Origin of the sequence: Bacillus sp. EKM206B (assembly GCF_011066015.1) — a bacterium.
In the GTDB taxonomy this organism is placed as follows: Bacteria; Bacillota; Bacilli; order Bacillales; family Bacillaceae; genus Bacillus; species Bacillus velezensis.
This window is the reverse complement of the sequence record NZ_JAAMNL010000001.1, coordinates 395868-404829: the sequence shown is the minus strand read 5'-3', so window position 1 is coordinate 404829 and position 8962 is coordinate 395868. Positions and strand designations below refer to the sequence as shown.

The window sequence follows — 8962 nt, the reverse complement described above, 5'->3', positions numbered from 1 at the left end:
CGTGCCGCTCTCACAAAAAATCTCGCAGCCATAAAAAATCGTGCCGCTCTCACAAAAAATCTCGCAGCCATAAAAAATCCCGTTCTCACAAAAAATCTCGCAGCCATAAAAAGTCCCGTTCTCACAAAAAATCTCGCAGCCATAAAAAATCGCGCCGCTCTCACAAAAAATCTCGCAGCCGTAAAAAATCATGCCGGTCTCACAAAAAATCTCGCAGCCACAAGAAATCATGCCGCCGCAAGAAAAAACGCACGCAGAAAAAACCTTATCGTCCTCAGAAAAAAGACCCTTGCAAAAAAGACGATTACTGCAGCAAAACAGAGTACTGGAAAGACGGGAACATCTGGGTTGTAAAGAAAAACTACAAGTAACACCATTCGTAAATAGGCTGCCGGCTAAACGGAAGCCTTTTTCCTCAATCAGATATATGCCACGTGATAAGATATGCAGCCGGTTTTCTTTTGTTGTGTTTCCGAATTTTCTTTCTGTATAATCAGGTCATACGATAAAGAAAGGCGGCCGAAATCATGCATATCTTACGAGCAGACGAACTGAACGCAAAAGACACTTACAAATTGCTTTCGGGCACAGTCGTTCCCCGGCCGATCGCATTTGTCACTACGCGGTCATCCATCAACGGCGCCGTAAACGCGGCGCCCTTCAGTTTCTATAACGTTGTCTCCGCAGAACCGCCGCTTCTGGCCATCTCAGTCAGCCGCGCGGACGGTCGGCAGAAAGACACCGCGAGAAACGCACTCGCTCATCGGGAATTCGTGGTGCACGTCAGTGATGAGTCCATTATTGAAGACATTAACAAAACGGCGGCAAGGCTTGATCCTGATGTCAGTGAACTTGGCATGACAGACCTTTCTGTGACAGACAGCGCTTGCATCAGCGTTCCCGGTATAAAAGAAGCAAAAGTGAGGTTTGAATGTATACTCGAACGCCATCTTCCGTTCCAAAATGACAGCGGAGAAACGACGACAGACCTCATCATCGGCAGAGTCGTTTGTTTTCATTTGAATGACCAAGTATATGACGCCGATAAAGGCTACATACGGACAGATGAGCTGAAGCCTGCGGCAAGGCTCGCGGGGAATGAATACGCCAGACTCGGGAAGACATATACGCTTGTCCGCCCGACCTGAAGCAGGAACCATTATAATAGAAGAAACTAGTCAAAAAGACCCCTTTCGCAAGGGGTCTTTTTGAGTCTTTTACCATGTAACTCAGCCTAATGTCTTATAGAATGCCGAAACTTACAAGGCCATCACTCGTATGAAACGAGAGACACATTTTTAGGAGGAAGATGATGGATTTCATTCAGTTACTGATTTTTTCAGCCGTATTTATTTTGCTCAGCCTTATGTTTCAAGTATTTGCCGTCAAAGTTCTCAATATCGATTAATCGAAATCACACTGCTTATTACGGGCATCGCAGCGGTGACTTTTTTCAATGAAATGTACGTATTTGCGGGAGTTGTTTCTATTTTGCTGCAGCGGCATAATGGAATGGCGGCACCGGCGGGAGGAAAAGCAATATGTGTACGATTCGTTTTACGCGGGTCTTTCTGCCGCGCTTGGCGTGCTTATTTTTTTCATCAGTCAGCGTAGCTCTATACTCCTGCGGCCGCTCCGTCGCCGCGCGGGTCGGCCCCGCCTTGGAGAAAGCCTTCTTCATCAATGACGATCGCTGCCGCATGGCCCATAAGCCCGTCAAAATCACCAACGGTCTCGACGCGGTGGCCGCTCTGCCTTAGGGCTTCTCTCGTTTCAGGGCTGATTCTGCTTTCAACCCTCAGCCCTTCATACTCCTCTCCCCATGTCCGTCCCCAGACCCAGCGCGGCTCATTGATCGCCTGCTGGGGGTCCATTTTGTAATCAATGATGCGCGTAATCATCGCTGTCTGAGTTTGCGGCTGGCCTTCTCCTCCCTGGGTTCCGTACAGGATGTGAGGCTTTCCTTCTTTACAGACCATCGCCGGCATGAGAGTGTGGAACGTCCGCTTGCCGGGTTCAAGTGTATTGACATGGGATTCGTCCAGCGAAAAAAATGACCCGCGGTTTTGCAGCAGAATGCCCGTCTCCCCCGCTGTAACGGCAGATCCGAACTCGAAATAGAGGCTCTGAATAAAGGAAACGGCATTTCCTTCCGCATCGGCGACGGCGGCATAAGCAGTGTCGCTTCCGACCGGCCGGCTTACCGCCGGCGCAGCCACGTTACCGATTTCTTCCGCAAGCTGCTTTGCATACCGTTTATCAAGCAGCCGATCCAGCGGAATATGAGAAAATGCCGGATCAGTCAGCACTTCATTCCGGTGCTGAAAACTCTTCTTCAGCGCCTCGATCAGCAGATGATAATAGTCAAAGGAACCGTGTTCGATCTGAGAAAAATCATAGTTTTCCAATATATTGAGCGTCATTAAGCCTGTAAAGCCCTGTGAATTCGGCGGAGCCTGATAGATTTTGCACCCGCGGTAATCGGAGGATACCGGGTTCGTCCACTCGCCGCGGTGGGCTTTAAAGTCATCAAGTGTCAGACGGCCGCCGTTGTTTTGCAGAAAGGATGTGATGCGTTGAGCGAGGTCTCCTTCATAAAAAGCGCTTCTTCCTTTCTCGGCAAGCTGCTCCAAGCTGGCCGCCAGATCCTTTTGGACAAACCGTTCACCGGGCATGGGCGCTTTTTTGTTTCTCGTAAAAATGGCCGAGGTGTAAGGCGTCGAGGCTAAAAGAGCGAGATTGCGTTCTGTGTGGGCGCATTGGTCGGCGGACACCGGAAATCCGTTTGCCGCATAATCAAGAGCTGGCTTCAGCACCTCAGCGAGCGAAAGACGCCCGTACGCCGAAAGCACGGCATCCCAGCTGTCCGCCATTCCCGGAACGGTAATAGCGCTTTCTGTCCCGCGCAGAGGGATCGCTTCTCTGCCCCGATACAAGTCTCTCGTCACATGCTTCCCTGAACGGCCGCTCCCATTATAAGCTTTGATTCGTCCCGTTTCTTTATGGTAAGTGAGCCAAAATGAATCCCCGCCAAGACCCGTCATATGCGGATACACGACTGCCAGACAGGCGCTGACCGCCACTGCCGCGTCAAACGCGTTTCCGCCCTTTTCCAGAATGCCGGCCCCCGCTTGAGACGCGAGATAATGCGGACTGACGACCATTTGTTTCGTTCCGATGGTTGAAGTATTCATGACAAGCCCCTTTACAAATTTTCTCAAGTATAAAAAGCGACTTCGCGGCCATCCACATTCCTGAAAGAAAATCTTACACACTATTTACTTTCCGATAAGAAATAATTCTAAGTTGTTACATATCGAAAACAATAAAAAAATTCTCCCTTCAAAACGTAATATTTCATGATACAATATTGTCTACCAAATGAAGGAAGGTGAAGCGGGTTGGAACATGAATACAGCATTCCGAATCTTGTCCTTGATGAAACGGATAAACAGATTCTTTCGATTTTGCACGAGGAAGGGAGGATTTCCTATACAGACGTAGGAAAGCGGGTTAACCTGTCGCGAGTGGCGGTTCAGCACCGCATTCAGCATTTACTGGATGCCGGTGTGATTGAAAAATTCACCGCTGTCATCAACCCGGCGAAAATCGGCCGTCACGTGTCCGTGTTTTTTAATGTGGAGGTGGAGCCGCAGTATTTGGAGGAAACCGCATTAAAGCTTGAAAAGGAGCCGGCCGTGACAAGCCTTTATCACATGACCGGGCCGAGCAAGCTGCATATGCACGGCATTTTCGCAAATGATCAGGAGATGGAAGAGTTTTTGACAAAACGGCTCTATACGCAAAAAGGCGTCGTCAGCGTCGACTGCCAAATGCTGATTAAACGGTATAAAAGCAGAACGGGCATGAAGCTGTAAGGAGGACATAGCCATGAAACATCCCTATTGGGACATTACGGCGGCGATGGTCCGAACGGGCATTCTCGGATTCGGGGGCGGCCCGTCGGTGATCCCGCTCATCCGCCATGAAGCCGTCAATAAATACAAATGGATAGATGATGATGAATTCGGAGAAATATTAGCGATCGCTAATGCGCTTCCCGGACCGATTGCCACAAAAATGGCTGCGTATCTGGGCTTCAAGCTGAAAGGCACGTTAGGCGCAATCGCGGCGACCCTCGCCCATATTCTGCCTACATGTCTCGCTATGGCGGGCTTGTTTGCGGCTGTCAATGTCTTAAGCCACTCAGCAATTGTTGCCGGCATGATTGGCGCCGTAACACCGGTGATTGCGGTAATGCTCGGCATCATGGCGTACGAGTTTGGCCAAAAAGCGCTTAAAGGATTCGGCTGGGTCACGGGCATCCTGTTTTTTATCATCGCTTTTATCGGCCTGCAAACGTTACAGATCAATCCCGGCTTTGTCATTATCATTTTCTTGGCGTACGGCGCGTTTCATTTTAAATTAAAGGACAAAATCACAAATAAACGTTCAAAAGATAAAGGAATGTCGGCCTCATGATCATGATTTATATATTTATGGCGTTTTTTGTCGCAAACGCACTCGGATATGGAGGCGGACCGGCGTCGATCCCGCTGATGTTTGAAGAAGTCGTCAACAGATACAGCTGGCTCTCAAACGATCAATTCTCAAATATGCTCGCGCTTGCGAACGCATTGCCGGGCCCGATCGCCACCAAAATCGCCGCGTATGTCGGCTACAGCGCAGGCGGATGGCCCGGCTTCCTGATTGCGCTGATCGCCACCGTCGTACCGTCGGCGCTCGCATTGATCGTCCTCTTGCGCATCATTCAGCGCTTCCGCCAATCACCCGTCATCAAAGGCATGACGCTGTCCGTCCAGCCTGTCATCGCCGTCATGATGCTCATTCTTACCTGGCAAATCGGCGCAGACGGCATCAAAGCGATCGGCTGGGTTCAAGCGTTAGTGATTGCGGGGATTTCCCTCCTTGCCTTGACAAAATTCAAGATGCATCCGGCCTTCCTGATTATCGCGGCGTTTTTGTATGGAGGTCTTGTGGTTCCTCATTTATAAAGAAAAGCACCTGGACAGGTGCTTTTTGTTTCAGTCCCGATATGTTGTTCGATATAGATAACTATTTCTTCGTCTATGCTTCTTACATGTGGTTCCTGTCATCCTCCCAGATGGCCTGATCAATAAAAAACATTTGCAGCCTCCCGGACTGCAAGTGTTACACGTGATTTTTCCGATAAAACGTTCGCAAAACATGCGTTTCAAGGTCAGCCAGACGGACAGGGATCGGCAGCCTGCTTTCTCGATTGATCATTTTCATTGTGATCTGATAGCTGCTTTCTAAATCAATGTTATGTCCGCAAGACAAGAAGACAGGCTTCACGTCCCGACGTGTCCGAAGCGCCCGGCCATATACCTCGCCGTCAATGAGAATATCGGTGTAGGCGCCGACTTCATTTTCGGGCATCTCAAAATCGCATCCTTTGATTTTGAGATAGGTTTTCGCAATCCCGATTGTAGGCTTCCCCAGAAAAAAAGCCGCATGGGTGGCAACGCCCATATGATTGTAATGCAGATACCCGTTGCCATCAAACAAAAACACATCCGGCTCCGCCTCCAGCTTTTCGGCCGCTTCAATGATCAGCGGCAGCTCGCGAAACGCAAGAAAACCGGAAACATACGGCACGCTGATTTTCCCCATGCTGTGCACTTTTTCAATCACTTCTTTTGTATCAGCGTCAATCACGATGATACTGCATACGCCGTACGGTTCCCCGTCCTGCTCCCGATAAGCGAGGTCGACGCCTGCGCATGTGTTGACGGAGTCTGGATGGATGACGGGGGATAGGTTAATTTTATGTATTAGGGATTGTTGTGTTTGAATAAAGTCCGATTCATCATTTAGATCAAAATCGTGAATTTGATGTATTTTCATTTCACTTATTTTCCTCGTTTTCATTTAAAATCGTCTTTTCAACTCAAGTTCTTCATTTCGATATACAGCGCAATAAAACTTCCATAAGGATAATCTCCATCCCAGCCACATGGAAAATAGCCCGCTTTATAAATTTTGAAAAGTTTTTCAAAAAAATTGTCTGTTTTCCCGCTTACTGCTCTATTTATTGCACAATTATTCAGATCTGCTACGATCTCTTCAAGAAAAGTATTAAATTCAGTCGTAGCACTTCTGACATTTTCCGAAAAAATTTTCAGAAGCATGTCTAGGTTTTGTGGTTTTTGATCATCGTTTAATTTATAAAATTTTCCCCATACCTCACTCATCTCGTTTTCTTTTATATCTTTCCACGCATATTCATCTTCACCAATTACATCTTCGTAAGCATAGTACTTAGCTTTTTCTTCATCATTAATAATTTTAGTAAAATAAGAGATATCATGTGATGCAACTGCTTTAAAGGTTTTGGAAAAATCAATAACTTCTTTTACCTGATTATGATAATGTCCGTATTTCATTACTTTATACACCTTTCCTAAGTACAACCGTAGGGTTACCAACTCTCCGGTAACCGGAACGCAGCCTAAAGCTAAATAAATTATTCAGAATTTACAAAACAGAAAACAACAATTCACCTATGAAAAAACCTTGAAAGGCTTCAGCAGCCATCAAGTTTAATTAATTTTTCTAACCATTCCCTCTTATAAGTCTAATCCTCAATTAAATCAAGATAATATTTATCATTTTTCATAAGTTCTATTAAAAACTCTTCTAATGAATCTGCAATTTTTATATCATCGTAATATATTGAATTGTTTTGTTCATTGCCTAATGCAATTAACGATAAAGCACTTTCATTTGCTTCAAAAAAAATCAATTTATCTTCTTCAAGTTCCTCATAAACTTCTATATCTGGATAAAACTCAAAGTCATTAACTTTTAATCTTGCATCTCTAATTGAAGCAGGTCCAAGAATGCGATTAATATTATATTCTGATTTTTTCAGAAAGCCGTATCCAACCTCAAGAAGAAACTGTCTCAAATCATAAGGTAACCTTAAACCTAACTTATTTTCTACTTCTAAGATTTCATTCTCACTTACTTGATAAAATGTATTTTCTTTGTAAGTTTTAATAAAATCATATTTCACAATTATTTACCTCCTTTAAGTGGGAGAGTTTTTCTCCTGTGACGGGGTCATAGCCCAAAGACATTTAAGTCATTTTAAACAGAAAATAACAATTCATTTGTAAAAAACCTTGAAAGGCTTCACTAGCCAATCAAGGTCAATTAATTCTTCTAACTATCCCATTTTTAAGTCTAATCCTCAATTAAATCAATATAATATTCGTTATCATTGAGGAACTTTTTAAAAAAATCCTCTAACGACTCAGCTATTTGAGTGTCAAAATAAAATATTGGATTGTTTTCTAATTGTAAATCTATAGAAATATAAACACCCTCGTTTACTTCAAAAAAAATAAGTTTATTTTCATCATCATAAAGTTCATCTAAATCTGGGTCAAACTCAAAAATTCCTTCTCTTAGTCTAATGTCGGCTACTGCCCCTGGCCCCAATATCCTATTAATTGCATTATCACTTTCACCTTTAATAAAACCATAACCGACTTCTAAGTATAATTGTTTTAAATCATTTGGAATATCTACTTTCATTCTTTGTTCAGCTTTTAATATATCCTCTTCAGGTACCTTATATGTTTTATTTTCTAAATGATTTATAAATTCAAATTCAGCCATGAACTATTTTTACCTCCTTGGAAAGCAAACATTCATTTTTCGTTCAGCTATTCCTGTTACATACAAAGAAGCACTTGATGCCTTAAGTGCAAATCAAGTGCTTGTCTTAACACCAATCCTATTCAATTGGCCCTATAAATTCAGTAATAATAAGAATATGTTCTCTTAATTTTACCTTTTCTAGATTCTCTACTTTTTCAGATCCACCTAAACCTAGTAAAGGAGTGTATCCGAAACATTCGTCATAATCAGGTTTACCGTATATTCTACTAGCTTCGGGATAAGGTTCCCACATTAATTCATCATTCATAAAATCATTATCTTTTAAATCATCAAAAAAGAAATCAAATCCAGATGAAACAACATGAACATGCCCTTTTCTAAAATTTAATAAATTAACGTATTTATCTTTTTCCCATACTATAATATCACCCATTGAGGTGGTGAAAATAGGAATCGCTTGCTCGTACCTTATATAACATCTTTCTAAGATATCTAAATACTCGTCTGGGTTAATAACTTTTAAAAAACCGTTTAATATCGAATCGTTTCATTCCTCACTAAAGTCTAAACGTTCTATCTTAACATTGATCGAACTACGACGGCCATCGTAGAACGCACTGCCATAGAATACATTCATTATTATAACAATATTCGTATTCAAACGAAACTAAACAGCCAATCGCCGATACAATATCGGCAATTGGCTGTATGAAGGTGTTTTGATCCCTGTCTCAAAAACAGGGGTCAGTCCCAATATAACTACCTGCTTTTTTAGTTAAATTTTATTACTAAAGTTAATTTCTTTTACAAGGATAGCTTCGTTTCCGTACTCTTCAATGTCGGCCTTTAGCCAACCTCTTTCCTCTTCTCTATATTTATGAAATCTAAGTGTCGCAAAACCTTCATCAATACTTATAATCACAACAAATTTATGCTCAGGAAATTTTTCTTTTAAATGTTGTTCCCAACCGTCTACTACCTGAAACGCATAAAGTGAAATCTCTTCATCAGACAAATCACTGTTGTCTAAATAATCGTTTATGCGGAGCTCATTACACGATGCTTCATACCCCGTTTTATCCCCGTACATTTTCAAAATTCTATTCCAATTTATCGTTGTATTATCAGTTAACTCATACTCTAGATCTAGAATGTAGCAATCGTCTACTTTAACTATATTAGGTGAAATAATATCCTTTAATTTAGATAGGTCAACTTTATTTGCATTACTCCGATCTTCAAGTCGTTCTTTTAGTCTTTTCATATTTTTATTTGTATATTCCATATATAA

General features: G+C 43.0%; 11 protein-coding genes and 3 pseudogenes. 7 read left to right on the top strand and 7 right to left on the bottom strand.

Annotated elements, in window-relative coordinates:
- The 3 genes and pseudogenes from G9F50_RS20515 to G9F50_RS20715 all read left to right on the top strand — a co-directional run.
- Positions 1 to 371: spore gernimation protein GerQ (locus G9F50_RS20515; RefSeq protein ID WP_260399552.1), on the top strand; the 371-nt coding region annotated here is incomplete at its 5' end.
- Positions 372 to 527: 156 nt separating this feature from the next.
- Positions 528 to 1148 carry a flavin reductase family protein gene (locus G9F50_RS02065; protein WP_012118614.1) on the top strand — a complete coding sequence of 207 codons (621 nt, stop codon included), beginning with the start codon at positions 528 to 530 and terminating at the stop codon, positions 1146 to 1148.
- Between the two features lie 164 nt (positions 1149 to 1312).
- Positions 1313 to 1606: pseudogene (locus G9F50_RS20715) on the top strand (hypothetical protein); the annotation flags it as partial.
- A gap of 10 nt (positions 1607 to 1616) precedes the next feature.
- Here G9F50_RS20715 and ggt read toward each other — a convergent pair.
- Entirely contained in the window at positions 1617 to 3194 is a 1578-nt protein-coding gene (gene ggt / locus G9F50_RS02055) for a gamma-glutamyltransferase (RefSeq protein ID WP_060562466.1), read from the bottom strand.
- Positions 3195 to 3401: 207 nt separating this feature from the next.
- Here ggt and chrS point away from each other — a divergent pair, with 207 nt between their 5' ends.
- Genes chrS through chrA form a run of 3 tightly spaced genes read left to right on the top strand, consistent with a single transcriptional unit; the run spans position 3402 to position 5015 of the window.
- Positions 3402 to 3878, top strand: coding sequence for a chromate efflux transcriptional regulator ChrS (gene chrS, locus G9F50_RS02050; RefSeq protein ID WP_007407537.1), 477 nt, complete (start codon positions 3402 to 3404; stop codon positions 3876 to 3878).
- A gap of 13 nt (positions 3879 to 3891) precedes the next feature.
- Complete coding sequence (chrB, locus tag G9F50_RS02045; RefSeq protein WP_017418772.1) at positions 3892 to 4482, top strand: chromate efflux transporter subunit ChrB; 591 nt, start codon at positions 3892 to 3894, stop codon at positions 4480 to 4482.
- A complete protein-coding gene (gene chrA / locus G9F50_RS02040) occupies positions 4479 to 5015 on the top strand; it encodes a chromate resistance efflux protein ChrA (RefSeq protein WP_060562465.1) in 537 nt (178 codons plus the stop codon). The genes chrB and chrA overlap by 4 nt, the downstream gene beginning before the upstream one ends.
- Before the next feature lie 157 nt (positions 5016 to 5172).
- Here chrA and G9F50_RS02035 read toward each other — a convergent pair whose 3' ends face one another.
- The 5 genes and pseudogenes from G9F50_RS02035 to G9F50_RS02015 all read right to left on the bottom strand — a co-directional run.
- A complete protein-coding gene (locus tag G9F50_RS02035; RefSeq protein ID WP_060562464.1) occupies positions 5173 to 5889 on the bottom strand; it encodes an endonuclease V in 717 nt (238 codons plus the stop codon).
- 38 nt (positions 5890 to 5927) lie between these two features.
- On the bottom strand, positions 5928 to 6428 hold the full coding sequence (locus G9F50_RS02030) for a hypothetical protein (protein WP_060562463.1): 501 nt from the start codon (positions 6426 to 6428) through the stop codon (positions 5928 to 5930).
- A gap of 191 nt (positions 6429 to 6619) precedes the next feature.
- Positions 6620 to 7060 carry an SMI1/KNR4 family protein gene (locus tag G9F50_RS02025; RefSeq protein WP_060562462.1) on the bottom strand — a complete coding sequence of 147 codons (441 nt, stop codon included), beginning with the start codon at positions 7058 to 7060 and terminating at the stop codon, positions 6620 to 6622.
- Positions 7061 to 7230: 170 nt separating this feature from the next.
- Positions 7231 to 7668, bottom strand: a complete 438-nt coding sequence (locus G9F50_RS02020; protein WP_039063764.1) for an SMI1/KNR4 family protein — start codon at positions 7666 to 7668, stop codon at positions 7231 to 7233.
- A 118-nt stretch (positions 7669 to 7786) separates the two neighbouring features.
- Positions 7787 to 8212: pseudogene (locus G9F50_RS02015) on the bottom strand (T6SS immunity protein Tdi1 domain-containing protein); the annotation flags it as partial.
- On the opposite strand from G9F50_RS02015, the pseudogene G9F50_RS02010 reads away from it, so the two are divergent.
- A pseudogene (locus G9F50_RS02010) lies at positions 8205 to 8383 on the top strand (IS3 family transposase); the annotation flags it as partial. The pseudogenes G9F50_RS02015 and G9F50_RS02010 overlap by 8 nt on opposite strands.
- 63 nt (positions 8384 to 8446) lie before the next feature.
- Here the strand turns inward: G9F50_RS02010 and G9F50_RS02005 are convergent.
- Positions 8447 to 8956 (bottom strand): hypothetical protein, encoded by a 510-nt coding sequence (locus tag G9F50_RS02005; RefSeq protein ID WP_060562460.1) that lies wholly within the window; start codon positions 8954 to 8956, stop codon positions 8447 to 8449.
- Between the last annotated feature and the right edge of the window lie 6 nt (positions 8957 to 8962).